We start from the raw sequence: 25842 nt of genomic DNA, 5'->3' as shown, positions 1-25842 counted from the left end.
AGCAATTATTTAAGAATTGTTTCTTGAAGTCGTAAAAATTTTTCTTCATCGACTTTTTTAGTTGAAGTTTGATCCTGATTTTTAGACCATTTTACCTCCATTTCATAGAATGTTGCGGCAGGTGTAATTTGGTTATTTTTCGCATTATCGATGAATACTTTCCAACGATCGTAGTACAACGACCCTAATAAACCGTTCCATTCTTTATGCGCATAATCTCTCAAAGTCGTTTTAGGAAGATTGTCTGGTCCCCAATATGTAATTTGAGATTTCGCATTGTACATCACTTGATCTTTATCGGGAAGGTTCTGTCCATAGTCTTTCGCTTGACCCAACCAACGATTCAACGTAAAAAACTCTCCTCGACTTAACAAGTCATCTTGAACTTTAACCATTTGCAAAAACTGATCACCTGAAGTAGAAATTGCCGTTGTATTTTTTGATTCTATCGCTTGAACGAGGTCTGCATACGCCGCATCTCCTTTATCTGCCCAAACTTGACGAAGAAAATCAACTAAATCATTTTGGTAGGTTTCACTATTTTTAAATTCATTTTGAACTGAAGCAAAAACGCGCACCGCTTTTCTAAAACGCTCAATGTCGTAATTACGTTTTCGCGTTCCCCAGGATGAAACCGACTTAATTTTCAGTGAAGGTCTCGCACAAAAAATACTTTCTGAAGGGCCTTCTTGATACACTTCTGGATTAGAATACACCGTTTGCGCAAATTCTTTCCAAGCTTCGATAATTTTCGGATTTGATTTTCCGTATCTTGAAATACTGTATTTTTCAAGCCACGAATCTAGATTTGGTTTTTCTGCATGCCAAGCCAAATCCAACATTAACTCATACGCCACTGGATTATTAATGATACCTTCAGGAATAATTCCAACTCCAGCAAGATTTTCTTTATATGGACTTGCTTTAATTCGGAAAACCTCATCAATAAAACGCTGCAATTTTCCATACAATCCATTTTTCTCACCGAAATTACTCACGTTAGACCAAATAAATGATGTTCCGTCATAGCCTTTTCTTTGATTCCAATTATCTGTATTTTCTCCAAAAAGTTCAATGATAAGTACATTTTCCTTCTTCAAACCTTTCAGCAATTCATCGGAAGGATTTTTCTGCCAACCTTGCAAAACCCAAGAACTATTGGGGTAATGTTGCTGCATCACTTCTTGTACCTTGTGTCCAACTTCAGCAATATTGACATCTTTTGATTTTCCACCTTCATGAAAAGGTTCGCCCCCAAAATAATGAATATCGTTTCCGTACAATTTCTTCATTTCAGAATAGTAAACATCGGCAATTTTCTTAAAATGAGGCGTTGTAGGAACTAAGATTCCCGGTCGTGTAAATTCCGTAAAAACCCATTTACCTTGATCAATAATGGGCGCATCTTTAAATGCTTCTAATTTTTGTCCTAAATCATGAGGAACCATTCCGTAGAAACCTTGCAAAATTGGCTCAATCCCAAGATCATTCATTCTTTTAAGAATCTTCTTTTGCAGATCTGCTTGCTGCTTGATTTGAGCGTTACTCATTACTCCGCCCCAACCTTCAAGATTCCCCATGAGCCACCAAGCTGTAAAACCTGGACCTGGAATAAACTCGCGAGCTTGGGCATCGGTATAACCCAATTTCACCAAAGTATTGTACCAAACCTGCTCCGTTCCAACGGGCGCCAACATAATATTAACCCCATTAAGAGCCATCCAATCCAATTCTTTCTCCCAGTCTTTCCAAGTGTAAAAACTAAAAGAGTAGTTTATCGTACAATAATTCAAAGCATAGCGGTATTTCACCTCAGAATCTTTATGAATCACCCCTTTAATTGGAGGCATCGACGTTAAATTCTGGACATTATCTCCCATATGCGAGATGCTTTGATGCGCGTAGGTTTTCACATAATAATCTAAACCTTTTGAAGCCGCACTGACAGAAGTTGCGGAGATATGTAATTTATTCCCTTTGGTTTGAATTTCGAAACCATCTTTATTGTTGTTATTCTTTAGTTTTTTAACGACCACTTTATTCTTCAACCAAGGAAACTGCCGATTCGCCAATTCCTTTACTGAATTGAAGTTTTGGGAAAAGCTAAAAATTGAAATTAAAAGAAAAGTAAAAAATGTAATTTTTTTATGTAAACTCATTTTCTGGATATTGTGTCTTGTAAAAATAGAAAAATCAGGAGATTTCACAATAAAAAATGCGAACATAAGGTTCGCATTGAATTTATACTTTAAAAAAAAATCTATTTCGATTTCTTCGCTTTGATCATTTGTTCTAGCATATCCCACATTTCGTTCGGTATTGCTTCTAGCATATTGAATTCGCCTGCTCCTTGAAGCCACTCTCCACCATCGATAGTTACGACTTCGCCATTAACAAAAGCTGAAAAATCAGAAACCAAATATGCTGCTAAATTGGCCAATTCTTGATGTTCACCTACTCTACGAAGCGGAATCTTTTTTCTCATATCAAATTTCTCTTGTAAATCCCCCGGCAACAAACGATCCCAAGCTCCTTTTGTCGGGAAAGGGCCTGGAGCAATTGCGTTAAAACGAATACCATATTTCGCCCATTCCACCGCTAAACTTCTTGTCATCGCCAAAACACCAGCCTTAGCACAAGCAGATGGCACAACATAAGCCGAACCTGTCCACGCATAGGTAGTCACAATATTTAAAACAGTTCCTGGAGATTTTGAATCAATCCAATGTTTTCCAACGCAAAGCGTACAGTTTTTGGTTCCTTTCAGTACAATATCCAAAATGGAATCAAAAGCTGAATGCGTCAATCGTTCAGTTGGTGAAATAAAATTTCCTGCGGCGTTATTCAGCAAAATATCAATCTTTCCGAACTCCTTAATTGCAGCATCTTTCATTGCTTCAACCTCATCCCAATTTCGGACATCACAAGCGACACACAAAACTTTTCCACCTGTTTCCGCTTCAAGTTCTGCTGCTGTTGTTTGCAATTTCTCCAAATTTCGAGACGTGATTACAACTTTCGCTCCTAATTCTAGAAAATATTTGGTCATAGCCCTTCCCAAACCGCTTCCACCACCCGTTACGATGGCTACTTTATCTTTTAATGCATCTTCCCGAAGCATTGGCTGTGTATATGGATTCATAAATTTTTGATTTTATGTAAATGTACTCAATTCTAAAAAAATACGTCGGATTTGAAGATAAATTGAAATGCCTACAATACTAAATAAAAAGAGTCACCCTTTATTAAGTGGTGACTCTTACAACTATATAAGCATTTGATTTTTTTACGACCTCCAAAACGACCAAACGTTTCCATTGAAAACCGCTAATCGTTTTGCTCCGTCTTTTTTCACATACACCATCATTCCTGGTGAAGGACTTGGGATATTGATCACATCTTCAACAATTGGAAGTACCATCGCTTTTGTCGTCGACTCTAAAACCAAGGCTCCATTAGCCGCAGTTTCGGTACTTCCAATAATCACTTTTGCATCTGGTTTTTCTGCCTTCCCATTTTGAATGACTAAACTTGACGAAATATTCGCATCTCGTCCGCTAAGATCAATCCATTCTGAGCCGTTATAATATTTCATTCTAGACTTCGCGCCATTTTCATCTGCGTGAAGAAGAATTGTACCTTCTGTTGCATCTCCCGAACTTGGAAGAACTTGAACATAAGGTATGATTAAGCCTTTACAATTTTTATTAACATCATTATTTTTCGCAAATTCTAACAGCACCGAGGTTTTATCGACCACGGTTCCTTTATCGTCACCGATGATTACTTGCGCATATGCATTTGCTGAAATACTTGCAAACACGAGGAAAACTAATTTTTTCATTTTACTAAAAATTAAAAGTTAGGGACATGAGGGCGTTGAAAAGCAGCTCCATTTCGTTCCATCATAAAGTTTAAGACATTTTTCCGTCGTATCGAAAACCATCATCCCTTCTTGCGGATTCGTGATTTTACTTGGATTGGATAGATCACCTTCAATTTCCAAAGTTGACATTCTGGTAATTACAAAACCTTTTTTATTGGATTCAATTGCTGTGAATGCAGAATTTCGAACCATTGGCCAATTATCATTTTGAGCACCAGCTCTATTTAGAAGTGTGATACCGTGATTTACAGGAATACCAGGACTCATATTGATTTCAGAATTATAACAAGCGTAGGTATCACAGGCGGTAAAAACACCATAGACTACACCTAAATCATGACCACCAGACCCCTCTATCGTATTCTTGGGAAATTTTTCATACTCTAAAGCAGTTGCTCCTAAAGCATTATAGTCACTTGGTAGAAGGACATACCCATACACGATTTCCCCTGCAACTACACCAAGATCATGATAACTAATTACTGAAAGACCAATTGGTTGATCACCATCCTGACTATGCGCGTAAAGATCCGTTGGATTCTCTCTTTTAATGATTTTGTATTTCATATTGGTACCTAGCAAATTATACATCTGCCCAGTAACTACTGTCTTTACAACGCCCAAATCCGTTGGCAGATTGGTCGTATTAATACTTTTTACTACGGCAATATTAACGTTGTCATTTCTTCCTCTTTCCGTAACTAGGATCAATTCATTTTTAGGATCTACCACTTTATATCCTTTCTCGAAAATCACGTCTAAACGTTCCGCATTACTTGCATTAGTACCTCCGCTATTATTGAATACGTTATCAATACCGGCATTGATATATCCAAGAGAAAAGAAATCTTCTATATTTTCAGGATAGGAAACAGAAAGTTCATTTAAAGGCGTACCTGCTCGTTCAATAAATAAAATATCTCTTGCTTTCTGCGCAGGATCATTATTTCTACGGATGTAAAATTTGGACATTGGAAGTGCGATCCGCTGAATTGTTCTAGTACCCGCAGTAGCCGTTTTAAAAGAAGTAAGTTGTTTCCCTACGCCCTTTCCATAGGTGACACCGTTTGAAACCCGTTGTACTTGTGCTATAGAATCATACGTAATAGTTGCTACTGCAGAAGATGGATTGGATTCCACAACATAAGGTTCACATAAACTTACCACTTCATTTTGATTTGGAGCCAAATTACAGGCTGGATCTGAAACCGTAGCCTCAATAGAGGTCCCAATCCCTTGGGGTGTACCGATAAGTCCATTAACATTGGGATTCCCAACAAGTCTTCCACTATTCAATTGGTTTGGAGTATAATTTCCTGAACCTTCCACCGCATCATAACATCCATCGTTATCGCTATCAAGATCAATATAATCGGGGACTCCATCACCATCTGTATCACGGGGAAGCACAGCTCCAATACCGCAAAATTTCTCATTAACCAATCCATATATCCTCATGCCACCTTGCGCGTTTGCGGTGGAAATCTTAATTCCAGAAGTTGGTTGTCCTGTATTTACAAAAGTATAGGATTGCGAAGTTTCTGTAGTTAATTCAAAACGTGCTAATAAATTCCCAGACAAATCTTGAATAGTCATATTTGGTGTTGCCCAGTCATGAAGTTTGCTAGCGAAAACGCTTATGTTAGCACCCGTATCAATAGGTGAGGAAGTACTCAATGTAAAAACAAACGTATTAGACCACGTATCAATTGTAGCATAATCTGATCCTGGCATACCAATGGCGTTCAAAGGATTTTGAACTTCTGAAGTACCTGATGCTGATGATGCATAACTAATATTAAAACAATAAGGATCATAATAATCATGTAACCCATTGTCATTACTATCCATGAACTTATCTGCATCAATTTTCCCATCGTTATTTGCGTCCAATGTTGGATTAACTCCAGCTTCTAGTAAATCAGAAATCCCATCGTTATCACTATCCAAATCCAAATAGTCAGGTAAAGAATCTCCATCGGAATTCAAATTATCTTGCGATTTTTCTACCACATCCATAATTCCATCATTGTCTTTATCAAGATCACATTGATCTGGAACTCCATCTCCATCTGTATCAACACCACTCGAATTCGGTTGAGCTGTGACAATCACTTTTGTTTTGGAAGCCATTGTTCCTTCATACACTGTTCCAGAACGTTTGTCTGTAATCGTATAAAAAATAGGATATGTTGTCCCATTGAAACCTGGGCTTGGCGTAAATGAAAGAATTCCCAAATTTGAAAAATACTCCCAAACTCCTTCTCCATAAGCATTGTACGTATTTCCAGAAAGTTCAACCTCGTAGTTATCATAAAGCTTTACAGAAACGTTGTCTAACGTTGCTTTGGTTTTATCAAAAATTTCGTCATTATCCAAAATCGAAATTAAAATTGGGTTTGGTTTCGCAGGGTTACAATAATATCCATTGACAATATCATCGGCTGCTACTGGATTTCCTATATAGGTGAAATAAACTTTAGCTCTTGCTTCTGCACCTAACGTATTGGTTGTTCCCACAATGTTTCCAGAACCAGGTGTATGAGTAGCATCCGTGTTTGGTTCGCCACTTAGATTGTAGGTTTTATCCAAAATTGTATAGGTAGCTGGTGTTGGATTACCCTTAAATTCGGGCAAAGGTGTGAAAGTAAGAACCCCATTAGAATACGACCAATTCCCTTCTCCAGGAACATCAAACGTTGTTAAATTACGAATTCCAAAAAGATAAAATTCAACTGTTTCTGGGGTTGGCATTATATCAGTATGCAATTTATCATTTTGAAGTACATTGTACGATATCGGTAAACCTTGAGGCTGATTGATGTAATAATCGTCATTTGCGTTTGGTTCGGCCGATGGGTCACAATTCATTGTAATTGCAGAACCTCCATAAGAACTTCCAAGGTTTTCTAAAACTATATCATCAATAACATAATCATTTCCATTTGGTAGCGCTAAATCGTTGACAAGTGAAATAAAATATTTCCGATCAGCTTTTGTACAAGTGGGAACTTTAAAGATAGCTTCATAATTTTGCCATCCACCACCAATAAGATCATGAAGTTTGCGCGCTAGAGTCGTTCTACCATTAGCTGACATTATTTCTAAAGAAATTCTTGAAGGACTGTTTTGTAAATAAGCGCGAACACTGAGTCGATAGTAATTTCCAGGAACTAAATCTTGATCTACCTGCCGTTTGTAAAATGTACTGAGGGTAACTCCTGCATTAATGAACATTGTAGCCCCTGAAGTCCCATTTCCAATATCTGAAACATTCCATTTCCAGCCAAAACCAGTATATCCAGCAGGAGGATTATCATACAAATTGGAGGGATTGATAATGGTGTAATAGTTATTTTCTACCGCGTGAGCTAAGTGGATTTCGTTCTCAGAAGTGTTGGGATTATTTGTAGTATTAGGATCTGCAAAGATAAAATACCCTAATCCATCGGGAACATAATCGGAATACACCCTTGTCGATGAATTTCCAAAATCTTCTTGAAAAACAATCTGCGCCTTAAACCTTAGTGATGTAACAAGACTAAATGCACAGACAAGTAATAGAATAAATTTTTTATTCATTATTTAATTTTTGATTAATTAAAACTTGACTACATTTTCATCATCAAAGGCGCAAAACAAAGTGTGTGGCTACGTTTTACTACATTTTCAATGCATCAGTGCTAAAAAATCAAAAACAGACGATATCCAAAACAAAAAATTGTACCTGGATATCTAAAAATACATACAAAGAATTAGGCTAAAAATTAAAGATGCATAAAATCTGAATCAATCGTTAAAATCCCATTCCCTACTCATGCCACGCGAAATTATGAATACTTTTTGCATAATTTCAATTTATAGTGAAAAATAAACATGAGTTATATCATGTTAAGTTACTAATCTTCAATTTTCGTAAACATCAATCAATTGTCAGTCAACTGATTATTTTGATAGAGCAAAAAAAAATCAGTCCCAAATTTGAGACCGATTCCATTGGTATAAATTTACGATTAGTATCCGAATAACTCTTCAAGAGTAATTTTCTTCACTTCACCCAATTTTTGCATATCAGCCATTGGCAATTTCTTCTCAGAAGCTACAATAGCGTAGGTATATGGTTTTCCTGAGAAATATTTACTATGGAAACCTTTCAACTCGTCCATTGTTACCGAATCAACAGTTTGATAGATTGACTTTCTGATATCGTCTTTCAAACCTAATTGTTGCGCTGCCAAATAATTGTAGATAATTCCATCTTGAGTAATACGCTCCGTTTGGATATCTTTTTTCACTTGATTTTTAGCTAAAGTCAAGTTTTTAGTCAATTCCGGCATCGTTGTTAACAACTGATTCATCGCTGTAATTGCATCGTTGAATTTATCCGCTTGGCTACCAACATATCCCATCATGTAATAACGATCGTCTTTCTTCGTTGGCTGAACGTAAAATCCGTACGTGCTATACGCCAAAGCCTTACTTTCACGAATCGTTTGGAAAACGATAGATCCCATTCCACCACCGAAATAGTTGTTGAATACATTAACCATCGGTGTTTCTTTAGAATCATACTGATTGGTGTTACGCAACCATCTTGTCTCTGCCTGAACCATATCGTAATCTGTGAAAAGAACTTGGTTTTTCGTTTGCTGCGTTTGCGTAAATACTTTTGCTGGAGATGGCGTTGCAAATTGACCAGGAATCGCATGTAATGGTTTCAACATAGCCGTAACCTCATTCAATTTTGCTGGACCGTAATAAATTACCGTTTGTGCGTAATTGTTAAGGTTCTTCACTTTATCAACTAACTCTTTAGATGTTATTGCCTCTAGCTCTGCATCTTTAAGTGTATAGTTGAACTTGTTGTTCGGGCCGTAAAGTGCATAACTTGTTAAACCTCCCAAGATCGCTCCTTTATTCGCTTTCGCATCTTTTCTTGACTTCGTCAATCTTGCTTTATATGCTTTCAATGCTGCATCGTCTGGCTTAACGTTTAAGATTAGATCTTCATATAATTTTACTGCTTTGTCAAAATTTTCCTGAAGACCTTCAATTGTTACCGTAGTGTACTCCTCTCCCGTCCCAATACTGAAACTTGACGCAATTTTATAGAATTCTTTAGAAATATCTTCCGCAGATTTTTTATCTGTCCCTAAGAACTGAATATACTGCGCCGCCAAAGGGATTTTAAGATCGTTTAAAGAACCGATTTTATAACGGTATCTCAATCGATACAAATCGTTGTCCTTATTTTCAACATAAAGAACTTCCGCATTTCCTAATTTCGATTTCTGGATGTCTTTATTATAATCCAAGAAAATAGGCTGCGAAGGCGTACTTGGCATATCATCTACCATTTTCACGAAAGCAGATTGCTTATCTGCATTGGTTTCAACAGGTGTGATTGCTGGTTTCTCAATTTTTTGAGAATCTTTGTTTTCTCCTTTTCTTTTAAGAATAGCTACGTAGTTGTTTCCAAAGTATTTGTTTGCGAAAGCAACGATATCTGCTTTGGTGATTTTTGATAAATCATTTACGTAAGCGACTTGAGTTTTCCAATCCAATTCCGATGTGAAAGCGCCAACCAATTGCGATGCACGAGAACCATACGATTCCGTTCCTTGGATTTTTTCTTTCTTGATGTTATTTACAATAGATGGAATTAAATCATCATCGAAGTTTCCTTTTTTCAAGTTTTCGATTTCATTTAAAACCAAAGACTGAACTTCTTCTAAAGACTGACCATTCGTTGGCGAAGCCGATAAATAAAGAACTCCGTGATCAATTAACGTAAAGGTAAATGCTCCAGCTCTAAGTAATTTTTGTTTTTTAACCAAGTTAAGGTCAAGTAAACCTGCCTTTCCATTTGTTAAAATAGAACCAACTAAATCCGCCATTAAAGCGTCTTTCGCCTTGTTACCCGGAAGTCTATATCCCATGGTTAAACTTTCCGCATCGGGACCAACAATTTCTTTAACTACAGGTTTCGTTAAAGGAGTTTCTGCCTGGAATGTGTATTTAGAAACCGGCTTCGATTTCATGTATGAGAAGTCTTTGTCGATTTTCGCAATTACTTTATCCGGATCGAAATCACCCGACATCACAACGCCCATATTATTAGGAACGTAGTAATTGTTGAAATATTTACGAATCTCCACCAAAGAAGGGTTTTTCAAGTGTTCAATCGTTCCGATCGTTGTTTGTTTCCCGTAGTTGTGATTCAAGAATAAATTAGCAAACAACGATTCAAAAATTTTAGAACCGTCACTATCCAAACTTCTGTTTTTCTCTTCGTAAACCGCTTCTAGCTCCGTGTGGAAAATACGTAGAATTGGATTTCTGAAACGCTCCGCTTGAATCGCCAAATATTTATCAATAGAACTTGAAGGAACATCGTCTGTATAAACCGTTTCTTCAAAAGACGTCCATGCATTCGTATTTTGCGCACCCATTGCTGACATCATTTTGTCATACTCATTTGCAATCGCAAATTTTGAAGCAACACCTGAAACAGAGTCAATTTTCTTATAAATTGCTTTTCTTTGGTTTTCGTCTTTTGATTTATTGTATTGCTCGTATAAAGCATCAATTTTATCCAATTCAGGCTTTTCTTTGTTCCAATCTAAAGAACCATATTTATCTGTTCCTTTGAACAACATGTGCTCTAAATAATGCGCTAAACCTGTATTGGTAGCCGGATCCGTCTTACTTCCTGCTTTCACAGCAACATAAGCTTGAATTCTTGGATCTTTCGGGGTTGGACTTAAAATTACTGTCAAGCCGTTTTTCAATGTGTAAAAACGAGCTCCTGTTGGGTCGTTCGTAACATATTTGTACGTATAACCACCGCTTTTCGCTTCCTTCCACTCATAAGACTGGCCGTATGCGTTAAAAGCTAAAGCTGCAACTAAAAAGGCAGTAGAAATTCTTCTAATCATATTATTTTCGATTTTGTGTATTAGACGCAAAAAATGAAAAAAAGTTTCACTTTATGCTATTTTTTATTTTTAATTCCAAAATTAATCATTCCTGCAACTAAAAGAACTTGCGCAAAAACATAGGTAATCATGACCAATAAGTTTGATTGCAAACTCTTTTCAATAAATAAATTATAAGCGAGAATCGAATCGGAAATTACAAAAAATAACGCTCCGAAAATCAATAATTTACGATGGGTATTTAAAGCCGAATACAACATCGTTGAAATCGTTATCGCATATAAAATTACAGGTATTTTCATTTCCCCTAAATGCGGATACAAATACCAAATAAAAGTAACAAGATAAGCTAAAATTGGAATTAAAAATTTGTTCCCAAAATTGGAAATTTTCAAATTCCAGAAAACAAGAATATAGCAAATATGAGCCAAAAGAAAACTTCCTAAACCTACCAGAAAGCCCCAATTATATAAAAGAAAAAAATCTCCCGAAAAGCTTAAAACCAATCCCAAGCCGAAGATTTTGTTGATTTTAAAATTTTGCTTTTTCGACTCTAAAAAGTAGCCGAAAAACAAAAGAGGCATCAATAAAGATTTTGTAAAAAGTCGATTTTCTTGGTTTCCAATAAAAATCAAATACAAATCCCCAATAAAAGCAAGCCCTAAAAGGACGAAGAAAAAATTACGAAACATTAGTCAACAATAAATAATAAACGTTCCGCCGCTTTCTCCTCAGAAAAAACACCATTATCATATACCAATTTTCCATTAACAAAAGTTTTTTCAACCTTCGAATGAAAATTAAAACCTTCCATCGGACTCCAACCGCATTTGTAAAGGATATTGTCTTTTTCTACCGTCCAATCGGATTCTAAATCAACAAGAACTAAATCGGCTTTATACCCTTCACGAATAAATCCACGGTTTTCAATTCGGAACAAAATCGCAGGATTGTGTGCCATTTTTTCAACAATTTTCTCTAGAGAAATTTTACCATTATGATAATTTTCTAACATCGCCACCAAAGAATGCTGCACCAAAGGCGCACCAGAAGGGCAACTTGTGTATACATTTTGTTTTTCCTCCCATGTGTGCGGTGCGTGATCTGTTGCCACAACGTCAATTCGTCCATCCAAAAGTGCTTCCCACAAACCATCTTTATCGTTCTGCGTTTTCACCGCAGGATTCCATTTGATTAATGAACCTTTCGTTTCGTAATCTTCATTAGTGAAGGACAAATGATGAACACAAACCTCAGCCGTAATTTTTTTATCTTTTAACGGAATATCATTTCGAAACAACTCTGTTTCCTTCGCCGTTGAAAGGTGGAAAATATGCAACCTTGCCCCGGTTTTTTGAGCCAATTCCACAGCTTTCGACGAACTTTTATAACACGCTTCCTCACTACGAATCAAATGATGGAACTTTACTGGAATATCATCACCATATTCCGCTTTATATTTTTCGGTATTAGCTCGAATTGTGGCTTCGTCTTCGCAATGAACGCAAATAAGCATTTTGGTATTGCTAAAAATATTCTCCAATGTTTCTGGATTATCCACCAACATATTTCCTGTTGACGATCCTAAAAATAATTTGATTCCGGGAACATTTCGCGGATTGGTTTTGAGAACTTCTTCCAAATTATCGTTGGTTCCGCCCATCATAAAACCGTAATTCGCAAAAGCCTTTTCGGCAGCGATTTCATATTTATCCGCTAGTAATTCTTGCGTTACCGCGTTCGGAACCGTATTGGGTTGCTCAATAAATGAAGTCGTCCCGCCAACAATTGCGGCACGACTTTCCGAAGCAATATCACCTTTGTGAGTAAGCCCCGGCTCACGAAAATGCACCTGATCATCAATAACGCCAGGAAGTAGATATTTCCCCGAAGCATCAATAACTTCATCCGCCTCCGTATCGGAAATCGAATCGTAAATTTTTCGAATTAATGTATCTTCCAAAAGAACATCCAAAGTCTGAATTGTTCCTTCATTAACCACTTTTGCATTTTTAATGAGAATCTTCATTGCTTGATTTTAGAATTTATTTCTTGGTAAATTTACATAATTCAAGTTGGAAAAACAGTTCAAAATTTTGCATTCGGCTAGAATCTTCTACATTTGCTAAAAATTTAGAAAACTTGAAAAAACTACTCAACGAAACCATCATTTATGGAATGGGATCTATTCTTCCCAGAGTAATTACGTTCATTTTGAACCCTTTTTTCATCTATTTTATCAATACGGAAGAGTTTGCAAAATTCACCAATCTTTATGCTTGGGTTTCTTTTGTAAACATCGTTCTTTCTTTTGGTTTTGAAACTTCTTTCTTCAGATATTCGGCCGAAGAGAAAAATCGAGACAACGCATTTTATACTTCGTTTTGGTTTTTAACAGGTCTAGCAACAATTTTCCTAGTTAGCGTTTTACTATTCTTACAGCCTATTTCTAACGCAATTGGTTACGGAGAATTTCCCGAATACGTAAAATGGTTTGCTTGGATCGCTTTTTTTGACGCCATTATTGTTATTCCATTGGCTTGGCTGAGATTCCATAACAAACCCATAAAATATAGTGCGATTCGCATCACGCAAATTCTAGTTCAAACGCTCGTAGTTTTATCATTATTCTTATTTGTCCCGAAATCAACTTCCTTAAAATTCGGAATGGAAACCGAAGTTTCCTACACATTTGTGAGTAATGTCATCGGAAGTTTAGTTGGTGTCCTCTTGTTGATTCCAATTTTCATGAAAGTGAAATTCCAATTTTCGGGCGAATTATTCAAAAAAATGTTGGGTTATTCCTATCCTATTATGTTTGCTGGACTTGCCTTTATGGTGAATGAAAACTTTGACAAACTTGTTCAAAAAGGATTGATTAGCGCAAATGATGCTGGCGCTTATGGAGGATGCTACAAACTTGCCGCTTTAATGACGTTATTTGTAACTGCTTATAGAATGGGAGTTGAACCATTTTTCTTCAAAAAAATGCATGATGAAAACGCAAAACAAAGCTACGCCGAAGTCACGGAGTTTTTCAGTCTTTTTGCTTCTATTGCAGCATTAGGTATTATCGCTAATGTATCTTGGCTAAAAACCGTTTTTGTTCCAGACAAATCCTTTTGGGTTGCCATTGACATTGTCCCAGTTATCGTCATCGCAAATCTTTTCTTTGGGATTTACTACAACCTTTCTACGTGGTATAAAGTTACTGACAGAACACGTGTCGGCACGTATATTTCATGGACTGGCGCTATCATCACCATTGTTCTAAATCTCGTTTTACTTCCGAAATACGGTTTAATGGTTTCGGCATGGACCACGCTTGCCGCATACGGATTCATGATGATTTTATCCTATTTCCTTGGTCAGAAATACTATCCGATCCCTTACAAAACAAAAAAAATCTCTTTCTACATTTTTGTACTAATTGTTTTCAGTTTTGTATCGTATTGGGTATTCAATTCTAACGTATGGATCGGAAATATCCTTTTCCTAATCTTTGCAGGAATGATTGCCTATAGTGAGAAAAAGCTACTTCTTTCGATCGTAAAAAAGTAAACGAATATTCCTTACATTTGCAGTCCTCAAAACAAAATATTAATTAAAAATTTAAATTGTTTTTTAATAAAAACATCATATTTTTAACACATTAATCAATACACATTTACATGAAAATCATAGTTCCTATGGCTGGACGCGGATCCAGATTGAGACCACATACCCTTACCGTTCCGAAACCGTTAATTCCTATCGCTGGGAAACCAATTGTTCAGCGTTTGGTAGAAGATATTGCAAAAGTTGCTGGTGAAACCATCGATGAAATCGCATTTATCATAGGGGATTTCGGTCCTGAAGTAGAAGCGTCTCTTCTTAAAATTGCAAAAAGCTTAGGTGCAAAAGGAAGTATTTATACGCAAGACGAACCTCTTGGAACAGCGCACGCGATTAAATGTGCTGAACAATCTATGCAAGGCGATGTTGTTATTGCTTTTGCAGACACGCTTTTTAGAGCCGATTTCGTATTGGACAAAAACTCCGACGGTGTTATTTGGGTGAAAAAAGTAGAAGATCCTTCAGCTTTTGGCGTGGTAAAATTAGACGACTATGGTTTCATTACAGACTTTGTAGAAAAACCTCAAACATTCGTTTCTGATTTGGCGATTATTGGAATTTACTATTTCCAATCTGCGGAAAAATTGATGGACGAAATCAACTATATTATGTCAAAGAACATTATGGTTAGCGGCGAATATCAGTTAACAACCGCTTTAGAAAATCTTCGTTCTAAGGGAGCAAAATTCTCTTTAGGAAAAGTTGATGATTGGATGGATTGCGGAAACAAAAACGCAACAGTTGAAACCAACGCAAAAATTCTGGCATACGAAACCGAAGAAATGTCCAAATTCCCATCAAGTGCGACGATTGAAAACAGTTTGATCATTCCACCTTGTTATATTGGTGAAAATGTGAAAATTACAAATTCAAAAGTGGGACCTCACGTTTCTTTAGGAAATGGAACGGTTGTAGAAAATTCAAATATTGAAAACTCGTTAATTCAGGAGAAAACTGTGATTAATCATGGAAATCTTAGCAATTCGATGATTGGGAACAACGCCCAATATGTCGGAGTTGCGAGAGAGATTTCATTGGGAGATTATTCAGTTTTAGATTTTCTTTCAAAATAAAGTTAAGACCTCATAAAATTTCAAACCACACAAGCCGTATTGTGTGGTTTGGCTTTAATATTGTACCGCTTTTTTTAAATTAGATTCAATGAAAAAAATCATCGCCATACTTGCACTAGCCTCAATTATGGGTGCTTGCACCACTCAAAAGGCCACAAAACCTCCCGTAGATTATCAAGCGCCAAACGGAACTTCAGCGAATTCTTTCTTCAAAAAAATTCAAGAAAATAGCCGTTTTGATCAGGTAAAAATCAATTCTAGAGTGAATGTTCAAGTGGGAAAAACGATTCCGACTTTGGATGCAACAACCTATATTGAGCAAGACAAAAAAGTTTGGATGAACGTTGCCGTTTTAATTAATATGGCTCGTGGAATTGCAACTCCAAATGGAATTAAAGGCTACGAAAAATTAAATAAAACCTATATTGAATCGGATTTCACGTATTTAAATAAAATGTTGAATGTAAATTTCATCGATTTTAAATCGTTGGAAAATTTATTGACAGGACGTGCGTTTATTCCTGTGAATGAAAAGGATTTTGAATTCAATTCAAATAGCCAAGGTTTTTCTTTAGTTTCTAAAAAAGATCAACGAATTGATTTGAATGGAAAAGCGACTTCATATGCGGTTGCGATGAACTACGATACCAATTTTGATTTGAAAAAAATCGAAGTCGATGAAACGTCAAGTAAAGGAAATACACTGACGGTGGAATATTCCGGATGGGATTCTCAAGGAACAACGCGCTTTCCGAAAAATGTTAAAATAATTATAAAAGGAGAAAAAAACGGCCAAATTCTGATGGAAAACACGAAATTTGACTTTAATAAGATGGATACTCCTTATTCCGTTCCGTCAAACTACACGAAAACTGATATTAAATGAGAAAAAGGTTAGGTTTTTTCATCGGCATTTTATGTTGTACGGTCGTCTCTGCGCAGACAGCTCAAAAAAAAGAGGACCTTCAGAAGCAAAACGCTGCAATCAAAAAACAAATTGCCGAAATCAACCAAAATCTGGCGAAAACTAAAAACGAAGCAAAACTCTCGATCGCTTACCTAAACGAAGTGAATAAAAAGATTGGGCTTCGCGAAAAAGTGTATACCAACACGCAAAAAGAGAAAAAAATAATTGAAGACGATATCTATTTAAAACAATTAGAAATCAACCGTCAACAAAGAGAATTGGCGGTTCTTCGTAAAAATTATTCCGAAGTTTTAGTTAAAGCTTACAAAAACAAGGGGGCACAAAACAAAGTGACCTTTATTCTTTCGGCTAAAAACTTAGGAGAAGCCATTCGCAGAGTTCAGTATCTAAAAAGTTATTCCGATTATCAAGATCGCAAAGCTGCTGAAATTATGGGCGTTGCAAAGCAAATTCAAGAAACAGTTGCCCAAAGACAAAATGCGGTAAAAGATAAAGACAAACTTCTTTCCAATCAAAAAACAGAGCTTCTAACAATTTCGGCGGAACGTAAGCAGAAAGAAGTTTTATTGGAAGAATTCAAGAAAAATGAAGCGCAATTATCAGCTGAAATTCGTCAAAAACAAACCGAATCAAAAAAACTTGAAGGTCAAATTCGAGCGATTATTGCAGAAGAAATAAAAATTGCTGCGGCAAAAGCCGAAGCGGAACGAAAAGCTGAAGCAGAGCGAATTCGAATTGCAAAAATCGCTGCTGAAAAAGAAAAAGCTCGTATTGATGCTGAAAACAAAGCTCGATTGGAAGCTTTAGCAGAAGCAAAAAGAAAAGCCGAAGCCGAAGCAAAACGTTTGGCAGATATCGAGCGTAAGAAAATTGAAGATGCTCGTAAACGTTCCGAAGAGGCTGCAAAAGCAGATGCATCAGCTAAAGAAGAAGCGAAAAAAGTAGCGGCTGATAAAGAAGCGAAAGAAGCAGCAGATCGTTCCCGAATAGCAGAAGCAAAAGCGGCTGAAGCGAGAAAAGCGGAAGCAGAATTATCGAAGAAAAATGAAGATGCAAAAAAAGCAGCTGAAACGAAAACGATGACCAACTTTGGTGTCGGAAGCGCTTCAGGAAGTAATTTTGCAGAAAACAGAGGACGAATTGGGTTCCCAGTAGATCGTGGAAACATCACCCATTATTTCGGAAGACAACCGCATCCTGTATTTAAAAATATTGTGGAAGATAATATCGGAATTAAAATTTCTGTAGCGCCAGGTTCACGTGCAAAATGTGTTTTCCCTGGAGAAGTTACACGAATTGCTCCTTCTTCGGACGGAACAAAAACCGTTATTGTACGCCACGGAACGTATTTCACCATCTACTCTAACCTTCAAAGTACAAGTGTCGCTCCGGGCCAAAAAATTGCTGCAGGAGCAACAATTGGGACTATTGCAGAAGACTATGATGGAACGAATACCCTTGATTTCCAGGTATGGCAAGGGCAAACACCAATGGATCCTTTAAACTGGATTTCACGTTAAAAATTTAATATCTTTGTAAAAAATTTAAAATGGAAACATTAACAATTCTTGCCTTATCGTGGCAACATATATTAATCGTGCTATTAATCGTTTTGGTCCTTTTCGGAGGAAAAAAAATACCAGAACTTATGCGCGGAATGGGATCTGGAATTAAGGAATTTAAAGACGCTGTAAAAGACGAAGACAAAAAACCTACAGAAAACAACGCGTCAAACACCAACTCGACAAATCCTTAAGAAATGACCAACTTTTCGGTAAAAGCATGGGAAATCTTTAATCAATCTATTAAAGACTATCATGTTCATGATGACGTAGATGCTACGGAAAACAACCCTTACGAAAAAAATAGTTTGGAATGGCTTTTGTATGGTAAAAATTGGATTGATACCGTTCAATGGCATTTGGAAGACATAATCAGGGATGAAAATATCTCCCCTGAAGAGGCGCTGAAAATCAAAAGAAGGATAGACGCTTCCAACCAAAAAAGAACCGATCTTGTTGAATATATCGACAATTGGTTTTTCGTAAATTTTAAAGATGTACAACCAAATGATGATGCAAAAATCAATACCGAAACACCTGCTTGGGCAGTGGATAGGTTATCAATTTTAGCATTAAAAATATACCATATGGCATTAGAAGCAAATCGCGAAAGTGCCTCTGAAGATCATCGATTGAAGTGTCAGACAAAACTAAATGTTTTGGAAGAACAACACCAAGATTTAACAACTTCAATTGATCATTTGTTACAAGATATAGAAAACGGTACGGTGAAAATGAAATTATACAAACAGATGAAAATGTATAATGACGAAAGCCTCAATCCGATTTTGTATCAAAAGAACAAATGATAATGAGACCTTATATATATTTAATCATTATACTAACAAGTCTAGCTTCCTGCTCAACAGAGAAAATTACGTTTTCTCCGGTGGGTGGGAATCTTACTTCTTTAAATTCAGCAACACCTCTAAACCGAAATTTTAAGGAAAAATCCGATGTGGTTTTTTATTCATCCGAATTAACAAACCAAATGTCTACATTTCCAAAATTTAAAAATTCTGCTGTAAATGAGGAAGTTGCCGTTTTGAAAAAATATATAAAGGATTACGTGTATGCACTTCAAGTGTACAATATCGATGAAAAAGCGCAAGCCTTGGATCGTGTTGAACGTTCTTATAAGAAAATTCAGAAACTTAGAAATTTCTTAAATTCGGATGACGACAATGTTATCAATCGCTATTTGGTACGTATTAAAAGTAATATAGCCAAATTAGAGAGCATTAACAACAGCTCAGAATCTATTTCTATCCAACAATAATTACCTTTCTAATTTTATGGTAAAAAGACAAGCCGAATCTAATGTTCCCACGGATTACGGGACTTTTAAGATGATTGCTTTCTCCGAAAACGAAAACGACTGGACACCGCAAGTGGCTTTAGTTGCTGAAAATACAGATTTTTCAAAACCTGTTAATGTTCGCTTTCATTCGGAATGTTTAACAGGTGAGGTTTTTCATTCGAAAAAATGCGAATGCGGACAACAATTGGAAACCGCAATGAAGTACATGCAAGAACATGGCGGAATCATCGTTTATCTGCGTCAGGAAGGAAGAAATATTGGTATTATCAATAAGCTGAAAGCCTATGCTTTGCAAGAAAAAGGGTTGGACACGGTAGAAGCAAATCTTCAACTAGGGTTGCCTGCTGATGATCGTGATTTCAGTGTTGCTATTGACATTTTAAAAGAATTGGACGTAAAAGAAATTAATCTTTTAACGAACAATCCTGAAAAAATCAAAGCGGTTGAAGAAAGCAGTATTATATTAAACCATCGGGTTCCGCTTCAAATTGCAGCAAACGAAAATAGTGAAGGCTATTTGAAAACGAAAAAAGAATATTTCGGGCATCTTTTGGATGACGAAAAGAAACCACAAGAATAATAAAAAAGGTCAGGAAAATATTCCTGACCTTTTTGTATAAATTCAATCCAAATCAACTTAGATTTTAATAGCTGTTTCTAAAGAAAGCTCCATCATCGTTCTCAACGCTTTTTCACGCTGATCTGCAGAAATTTGATCACCTGTAGGAATAATATCCGAAACGGTTAAAATGGTCGCAGCATTCTTCCCTAAATGCTTGGCATTCGCAAACAAAGCAAAAGCTTCCATTTCCACAGCAGAACAATTATATTTCTGAGCTACTTCTGGAATATTAGGATCTTTTCTGTAAAAAATATCACTTGTATGAATGTTGGTTGGCTTAATTTCCAATCCCATTTCAGCACCTGTAGAATTAATTAAATCAAACGTATTTCCTTGATGCGAAATTAAATCACCTTCAATTTCCCACGCATATTTTGCATAGGTACTTTCACTCGCCGAGTTTTCAACATTTAAAATATCAAATAAGTTTAAATCTGTTGTGTACGCACCGCAAGTTCCGATTCTGATAATGGTATCAACTTCATATTCTGTATATAACTCAAAAGAATAAATCCCGATGCTTGGACATCCCATTCCACTTGCACCAACGGTAATCTCTTTTCCTTTATACGTTCCTGTATAGAAAAAAATATTTCTCGTCTTGCTTACTAATTTTGCGTTTTCCAAATAATTCTCAGCAATATATTGAGCTCGCAATGGATCTCCTGGTTGCAAAACCACTTTCGCTATTTCTCCTTTTTTTGCACTGATGTGTACACTCATAATTTTAACCTATTAAAAGACAAAGTTACAAAACAAATCTTGGTTTCATTTTACAGAAATAAAAAATCCCAACTTCCTAAGAAATTGGGATTTTTTATTATTAAGATATTTATTTCAACACTTTTGGATGAGAATCATCAATGTTAAAATGTTTAATTACACTGTTATAATCGCTGTAATCTACTTTTGCGTTTTTAGCTCCTGCAGATGCTGGAACAATAACAACTCTGAATTTTTGGTTGTTTAAATATGAACCTACAAAGTTTGAGTTTTGGGTACGGAAATCCATTGTTCCATCAACATAAATCTGAACATCAGCTCTTGTAAAATCAAAGGTATAATCCAATTCACCTTCGTTCAAATAATACGTGATTGGTAATTGTCTCCACACTGGATTACCATTATCAACACCTTGTTGTCTGTAAACCAAAACAACATCAGTAGTTGGGATTAGATTCCCAAAAGTACCACCAATTGTTTTTGTACTACCGTCGGAATTCACGACGAAAGAATCTGTCATATCATATACAACAGAATAGGTATCTCCATCTCCACCGTTGTTGTTATCATCGTTAGAGCAGCTCCAAAGAACCAAACTGAAAAGACCCAAAAGGAATAAACTTACATACTTTTTCATTTTATTTTCGTTTTAATTGTTTATACTAAGTTTGTTTTTAATTGTACTACCAAATGATATACCACTTTTTTAGATTATAGAAATTATGAAGTGTTAAATTTGTACATTTGCTAAAATACATTATTCAACAGGAAAATGAAAGTATTCATCGGAATTATCGGCTGTATGCTAGGTTTAGCCAACTTAAACGCGCAATATATCCCTCAAAATTACTCAAAAGCAGAACAACAAAAGGCAGAACAATGGGTAAATACTACCTATAAAAATCTTTCACAAGATGAAAAATTAGGTCAATTATTCATCGTTGCTTTATACACCAACAAAGGTGAAGACTTCATTAACAACATCAGAAACATTGTTGTTCAAGATAAAATCGGAGGTTTAATCTTAATGCAAGATGATGCCGCGCGAGAAATTGAATTGCTTAATGAGTTTCAAGCCAAATCAAAAGTTCCTTTATTGGTAGGAATGGATGCGGAATGGGGATTATTTCAGCGTATTAATACAGCTTACAAACTTCCATGGGCGATTACGTTAGGTGCAATTCAAGATAAATCATTGATTACCGAAATGTCGGCGCTTATTGCAAAAGACAGCAAAAGAATGGGAATCAACTGGGATTTCGCACCTGTGGTTGATGTGAATACCAATCCCAAAAACCCAATTATCGGAAATCGAAGTTTTGGTTCGGATGTGAATAATGTGACGCAATCTGCCCTAGCCTATTCTAACGGTTTGCAAAACAATAAAATTCTGGCGGCGATCAAGCATTTCCCAGGTCATGGCGACACAGATGTTGATTCTCATTACGATATTCCCGTGGTTAGTCACAATAAAAAGAGATTGGAAGAAGTAGAATTAGCACCCTTCAAATACTTAATCAACAAAGGAATTGGTGGAATTATGGTTGCGCATTTGTACGTTCCTGCAATTGAAAAAGGAAAAAATATTCCCGCATCTGTTTCGAAAAGTGTTATTACCGATTTATTGAAAAATAAATTAGGTTATAAAGGTTTAATTATCACAGATGCCTTGAACATGGGAGCCGTAGCCAATAAATACAGTCCAGGAGAATTGGACGCATTGGCTTTTAAAGCAGGAAATGACATTATGCTTTTCTCTCAAGAAGTGTCAAATGGAAAAAAACGTATCCAAGCAGCGATTGATAAGGGTGAAATTTCCCAAAATCGAGTGGAAGAAAGTGTGAAGAAAATTCTTTTGACAAAATACTATTTAGGTTTAGACAAATATGAAAATCGCGATCCTAAAAACATTAACGAAGATTTGAATTCGCCAGAACACAAAATGGTGAATCAAAAAATGTATGCTAATGCAATTACTTTGTTGAAGGATACGCAAAAAATGCTGCCTTTGGATTGCAAAACAACGTATTATTACGTTCCATTAGAAGAAGCACCATCGGAAGCTTTCATTAAGGAAATGAATCTATCGACAACGCTTATTGTTAAAAAAGCTAATGAAACAGCAAGCATTCCAGCAAATTCTAAAGTAATCGTAGGATTCCATAAAGACAATTCTACGGCATACAAACCGTATAAAATCTCAGCAGAAAGCAAAAAAGTTCTTGCGGATCTTGCTTCGAAAAATCAAGTTGTTTTAAATGTATTTGGAAGTCCATATGCTTTGGCTGACATCAATATTGATCCCGTCTCTACCGTATTAGTATCGTATGAAAACAACGATGATTCGATGATTTCAACCGCGAGAGCGCTTTTAGGTGAAACTAAGATTCACGGTCGTTTACCTGTAGTTATTAACGATAAACTTCCGTACGGAATGGGAATTGATCAAGAAAAAAAATCAAAATAAACGCGTACAAAAATTTCATTTGTCCGTATATTTAGACTCATAATTATATAAAGAAAAAAGCAATGAAAATCGGAATTCTTTGTTATCCGACATACGGGGGAAGTGGTATTGTAGCGACGGAATTAGGAATGTCTTTAGCCAACAAAGGGTATGAAGTTCATTTTATTTCTAATAATTTACCAGCGCGATTAGACATTACCAACCCGAATATATTTTTCCATAAGGTTAATGTTCAAACATATCCATTATTTCAATATCAACCCTACGATATTGCATTGTCATCGATGATTTATCGTGTTGTTAATTTATACAAACTCGATCTTTTGCATGCCCATTATGCAATTCCATACGCTTACGCAGCCTTTACAGCCAAGCAAATGTTGAAATGTGAAGGGAAAGATATTCCCTTGGTAACAACGCTTCACGGAACCGATATAACGTTAGTTGGGCAACATCCGAGCTACAAACACGCCGTTGAGTTCTCCATCAACCAATCGGATACGATTACAACGGTTTCCGAAAGTTTGAAAAAAGATACACTTCAAATTTTCAACATCAGAAAAGACATTCAAGTCATCAATAACTTTATTGATAACAAAGAATTCATCAACAATAAAACGTGTCAGCGAGGTCAATTTGCAAATCCTGACGAAAAAATTCTGATTCACGTTTCCAATCTTCGTCCAGTAAAACGAATTGAAGATGTATTGCAGATTTTCAAAAACGTTCATGCGAAAGTAAAATCTAAACTGATTATCATTGGTGAAGGTCCAGAAATGGAAAAAATCACTCAATTTTTAGAAGAAAACCCAGAATTGATAGACAAAATCAGACTTTTAGGAAAGGTAAATGATTTGTACAGAATTCTAGAATTGTCAGACGTTTTCCTACTTCCTTCAGAGCAAGAGAGCTTTGGATTAGCAGCTTTGGAAGCGATGGCTGCATCTACTCCTGTAGTAAGTTCGAATGCGGGTGGAATTCCTGAGGTTAACATTCAAGGTGAAACAGGTTTTCTAGCCGAAGTCGGAAATGTAGAAGCTATGAGCAATTATGCGATTAAGATTCTAAGCAATGAAGATCTTTTGGCTACGATGCGCGAAAATGCAAAAAAGCAAGCACTAAAGTTTGATTTGCAAAACATTCTTCCAGAATACGAAGAAATGTATCGAAAAACGATTGATGATTTTATCGAAAAGAAACTTCATGTAAAAAACTGTGACTGAGAAACTTCTACAATACCTATGGAATTTTAAGATTTTTCGAAATACCAATTTTGAAGATACAGAAGGAAATCGTATTGAAGTTTTGAATTATGGATTTTGGAACAAAAATTCGGGTCCCGATTTTCTTGATGCAAAAATAAAACTGGGCGACATCACATTTTGCGGCCCGATCGAATTGCATGTAAAAGCTTCGGAATGGAATCTTCATAAACATAGTAGAGATGAGTATTTCGACAATATCATCCTTCATGTTGTTTATGAAGAAGATGTTCGTTTGGACGAATTATACGCCAGAAATATTCCGACATTAGTTCTTAAAAATCACATTTCAGAAGACGTGATTAAGCACTATCAAAATGTAGAAAATTCGCAATCTTTTATTCCTTGTGAAGATCTATTGAAGCCAAATCATATTCCGTTTCAGTTTTCAGAAGAGTTGGTTATTCAAAAACTAGATGAAAAAGCCAATCTAATTCAAAGTGATTTAGAAAATCATAAAAACGATTTGGAAGAAGTGTTTTTTCATCACATCTCCTACTCTTTTGGACTGAAAGTGAATGCCATTCAATTTAAAAATTGGGCAGAAAATATTCCGTTTAAAGTAATTCAGAAAACACGAAATTCGGCTGTCCAATTAGAAGCATTATTTCTTGGAAAAGCGGGTTTATTAACCGAATCAAGCGACGAGCAAAGCAGAATTTGGAAAACCGAATACGACTATTTAAAAACAAAATTTCAATTACATCCAGACGAATTCAAACCTCAGTTTTCAAAGTTAAGACCAGACAATTTTCCAACAATTCGTTTGTCACAACTGGCTCAAGAATATCATCAAATTCCGAATTTATTTTCAAAACTAATTAATTCGTCGAACTATTCCGAACTTGTTAACCCGTTTAAAACCATTCGTGCTTCTACGTATTGGGATTCTCATTTCACCTTAGGAAAAACATCGGAAAAAGCCTATCCTAAAACACTTAGTTCAGCTTTTATTGATCGCCTTTTGCTAAACACCATACTACCCTTTCAATATTTTTATTTTCGAAATCAAGACGCGGAAAAAATAGAGCAACTATTGGAAATCTATCGCCAAATAAAACCCGAAGAAAACAACCTAATCAAAGCGTGGAAAAAACTCCAAATTCCTGTTATTTCCGCACTGGACTCTCAAGCACTTTTATACCAACATAAGGCTTTTTGTTCCCACAAAAAATGTCTATCTTGCAGCATAGGATTTCAGCTCATGCAATCTTGATATTTTATGTTAGAAAACATCCGTCATAAAGCAGAACGAGAGTGGTTTGGTGTTCTTACGAGAATGGGAACCAAATTGGGTATTCCGGTATCCAAACTTCGCGTTTTCTTCATTTATTCAACCTTTGCGACAGCCGGAATTTTCTTTTTGTTTTATTTGGGAATGGCCTTTTTGCTTTGGGTAAAAGACATTTTCTTTGTAAGAAGGCCTAGCGTTTTCGACCTTTAAT

The 25842-nt window shown here is 36.1% G+C and carries 21 protein-coding genes; 12 read left to right on the top strand and 9 right to left on the bottom strand.

Annotated features, from left to right (window positions below; all coding sequences use genetic code 11):
- Positions 1-5 precede the first annotated feature (5 nt).
- The 7 genes from AC5XHR_RS10285 to AC5XHR_RS10255 form a co-directional block, all read right to left on the bottom strand.
- A complete protein-coding gene (locus tag AC5XHR_RS10285) occupies positions 6-2159 on the bottom strand; it encodes an alpha-N-acetylglucosaminidase (protein ID WP_495950702.1) in 2154 nt (717 codons plus the stop codon).
- A 101-nt stretch (positions 2160-2260) separates the two neighbouring features.
- Positions 2261-3142 carry an SDR family oxidoreductase gene (locus AC5XHR_RS10280; protein WP_495950701.1) on the bottom strand — a complete coding sequence of 294 codons (882 nt, stop codon included), beginning with the start codon at positions 3140-3142 and terminating at the stop codon, positions 2261-2263.
- A gap of 144 nt (positions 3143-3286) precedes the next feature.
- Complete coding sequence (locus AC5XHR_RS10275; protein WP_495950700.1) at positions 3287-3844, bottom strand: phage tail-like protein; 558 nt, start codon at positions 3842-3844, stop codon at positions 3287-3289.
- A gap of 18 nt (positions 3845-3862) precedes the next feature.
- Complete coding sequence (locus AC5XHR_RS10270; RefSeq protein WP_495950699.1) at positions 3863-7468, bottom strand: phage tail-like protein; 3606 nt, start codon at positions 7466-7468, stop codon at positions 3863-3865.
- Between the two features lie 431 nt (positions 7469-7899).
- Positions 7900-10824: a M16 family metallopeptidase gene (locus tag AC5XHR_RS10265; protein WP_495950698.1), complete on the bottom strand. Its 2925-nt coding sequence runs from the start codon at positions 10822-10824 to the stop codon at positions 7900-7902.
- 56 nt (positions 10825-10880) lie between these two features.
- Entirely contained in the window at positions 10881-11516 is a 636-nt protein-coding gene (locus AC5XHR_RS10260; RefSeq protein WP_495950697.1) for a lysoplasmalogenase, read from the bottom strand.
- Positions 11516-12853, bottom strand: coding sequence for a dihydroorotase (locus tag AC5XHR_RS10255; RefSeq protein WP_495950696.1), 1338 nt, complete (start codon positions 12851-12853; stop codon positions 11516-11518). Before AC5XHR_RS10255 ends, AC5XHR_RS10260 begins: the two co-directional genes overlap by 1 nt.
- Before the next feature lie 113 nt (positions 12854-12966).
- Here AC5XHR_RS10255 and AC5XHR_RS10250 point away from each other — a divergent pair, with 113 nt between their 5' ends.
- From AC5XHR_RS10250 to ribA, 8 genes are all read left to right on the top strand, one after another.
- A complete protein-coding gene (locus tag AC5XHR_RS10250; RefSeq protein WP_495950695.1) occupies positions 12967-14385 on the top strand; it encodes a lipopolysaccharide biosynthesis protein in 1419 nt (472 codons plus the stop codon).
- 110 nt (positions 14386-14495) lie between these two features.
- Positions 14496-15512 (top strand): sugar phosphate nucleotidyltransferase, encoded by a 1017-nt coding sequence (locus AC5XHR_RS10245; protein ID WP_495950694.1) that lies wholly within the window; start codon positions 14496-14498, stop codon positions 15510-15512.
- Between the two features lie 88 nt (positions 15513-15600).
- Complete coding sequence (gene lolB1, locus AC5XHR_RS10240; protein ID WP_495950693.1) at positions 15601-16398, top strand: lipoprotein insertase outer membrane protein LolB1; 798 nt, start codon at positions 15601-15603, stop codon at positions 16396-16398.
- On the top strand, positions 16395-17960 hold the full coding sequence (locus AC5XHR_RS10235) for a murein hydrolase activator EnvC family protein (protein ID WP_495950692.1): 1566 nt from the start codon (positions 16395-16397) through the stop codon (positions 17958-17960). Before lolB1 ends, AC5XHR_RS10235 begins: the two co-directional genes overlap by 4 nt.
- Before the next feature lie 29 nt (positions 17961-17989).
- Positions 17990-18196: a twin-arginine translocase TatA/TatE family subunit gene (locus AC5XHR_RS10230; RefSeq protein WP_495950691.1), complete on the top strand. Its 207-nt coding sequence runs from the start codon at positions 17990-17992 to the stop codon at positions 18194-18196.
- Between the two features lie 3 nt (positions 18197-18199).
- Entirely contained in the window at positions 18200-18811 is a 612-nt protein-coding gene (locus AC5XHR_RS10225; protein WP_495950690.1) for a DUF4254 domain-containing protein, read from the top strand.
- 2 nt (positions 18812-18813) lie between these two features.
- Positions 18814-19281 carry a hypothetical protein gene (locus tag AC5XHR_RS10220; protein ID WP_495950689.1) on the top strand — a complete coding sequence of 156 codons (468 nt, stop codon included), beginning with the start codon at positions 18814-18816 and terminating at the stop codon, positions 19279-19281.
- Positions 19282-19297: 16 nt separating this feature from the next.
- Entirely contained in the window at positions 19298-19903 is a 606-nt protein-coding gene (gene ribA, locus AC5XHR_RS10215) for a GTP cyclohydrolase II (protein ID WP_495950688.1), read from the top strand.
- A 57-nt stretch (positions 19904-19960) separates the two neighbouring features.
- On the opposite strand, the gene deoD is transcribed toward ribA, so the two are convergent.
- Together deoD and AC5XHR_RS10205 are read right to left on the bottom strand one after the other, a co-directional pair.
- Positions 19961-20668 carry a purine-nucleoside phosphorylase gene (gene deoD, locus AC5XHR_RS10210; protein ID WP_495950687.1) on the bottom strand — a complete coding sequence of 236 codons (708 nt, stop codon included), beginning with the start codon at positions 20666-20668 and terminating at the stop codon, positions 19961-19963.
- A gap of 109 nt (positions 20669-20777) precedes the next feature.
- Positions 20778-21305, bottom strand: coding sequence for a hypothetical protein (locus AC5XHR_RS10205; RefSeq protein WP_495950686.1), 528 nt, complete (start codon positions 21303-21305; stop codon positions 20778-20780).
- 135 nt (positions 21306-21440) lie between these two features.
- Here AC5XHR_RS10205 and AC5XHR_RS10200 point away from each other — a divergent pair, with 135 nt between their 5' ends.
- From AC5XHR_RS10200 to AC5XHR_RS10185, 4 genes are all read left to right on the top strand, one after another.
- On the top strand, positions 21441-23135 hold the full coding sequence (locus AC5XHR_RS10200) for a glycoside hydrolase family 3 protein (RefSeq protein WP_495950685.1): 1695 nt from the start codon (positions 21441-21443) through the stop codon (positions 23133-23135).
- 62 nt (positions 23136-23197) lie between these two features.
- Positions 23198-24358, top strand: coding sequence for an N-acetyl-alpha-D-glucosaminyl L-malate synthase BshA (gene bshA / locus AC5XHR_RS10195; RefSeq protein WP_495950684.1), 1161 nt, complete (start codon positions 23198-23200; stop codon positions 24356-24358).
- On the top strand, positions 24351-25613 hold the full coding sequence (locus AC5XHR_RS10190) for a DUF2851 family protein (protein WP_495950683.1): 1263 nt from the start codon (positions 24351-24353) through the stop codon (positions 25611-25613). The genes bshA and AC5XHR_RS10190 overlap by 8 nt, the downstream gene beginning before the upstream one ends.
- A gap of 6 nt (positions 25614-25619) precedes the next feature.
- The gene (locus tag AC5XHR_RS10185; RefSeq protein ID WP_495950682.1) at positions 25620-25841 is read left to right on the top strand and encodes a PspC family transcriptional regulator; all 222 of its coding nucleotides are present in this window, start codon (positions 25620-25622) and stop codon (positions 25839-25841) included.
- Position 25842 lies beyond the last annotated feature (1 nt).

It is taken from the genome of Kaistella sp. CFF1-2 (assembly GCF_059509915.1).
This window is presented reverse-complemented; position numbering and strand designations above follow the sequence as displayed.